Origin of the sequence: Brasilonema bromeliae SPC951, from assembly GCF_012912135.1 — a bacterium.
In the GTDB taxonomy this organism is placed as follows: Bacteria; Cyanobacteriota; Cyanobacteriia; order Cyanobacteriales; family Nostocaceae; genus Brasilonema; species Brasilonema bromeliae.
This window is the reverse complement of record NZ_QMEB01000290.1, coordinates 6,733-7,264: the sequence shown is the minus strand read 5'-3', so window position 1 is coordinate 7,264 and position 532 is coordinate 6,733. Positions and strand designations below refer to the sequence as shown.

The following is a 532-nucleotide window of genomic DNA, read 5'->3' as shown; positions in this document are numbered from 1 at the left end:
AGACAGCTACTGAGGTCGGCACTACTGAGGTGGGCAGAAATGAGGTAGGCACTTCTGAGGTCGGCATTAATGAGGTTGGCACTTCTGAGGTTGGCACTACTGAGGTCGGCACTTCTGAGGTTGGCACTACTGAGGTCGGCACTTCTGAGGTCGGCATTAATGAGGTTGGCACTACTGAAGTTAGCACTACTGAGGTAGGCACTATTGAGGTTGGCATCTCTGAGGTAGGCACTACTGAAGTTAGCACTACTGAAGTTAGCACTACTGAGGTTGGCACTATTGAGGTTGGCACTATTGAGGTTGGCACTACTGAAGTTGGCACTACTGAGGTTGGCACTACTGAGGTTGGCACTACTGAGGTTAGCACTACTGAAGTTGGCACTTCTGAGGTTGGCACTTCTGAGGTCGGCACCTCTGAGGTCGGCACAGTTACCGAACAAAGAAGTTACCAGAAAATCAGGCATCCAACTCCACTTTCTTTTTGCCCGACATCCTTGGGTTAGCAACTCAAGCGCTACACGGACTCCAGGAT

At 50.6% G+C, this 532-nt stretch carries 1 protein-coding gene; it reads right to left on the bottom strand.

The annotated features are described in order from the left end of the window. Positions 1-464, bottom strand: a 464-nt coding sequence (locus tag DP116_RS25695; protein WP_246275796.1) for a pentapeptide repeat-containing protein, incomplete at its 3' end; no start/stop codon positions are given. Positions 465-532 lie beyond the last annotated feature (68 nt).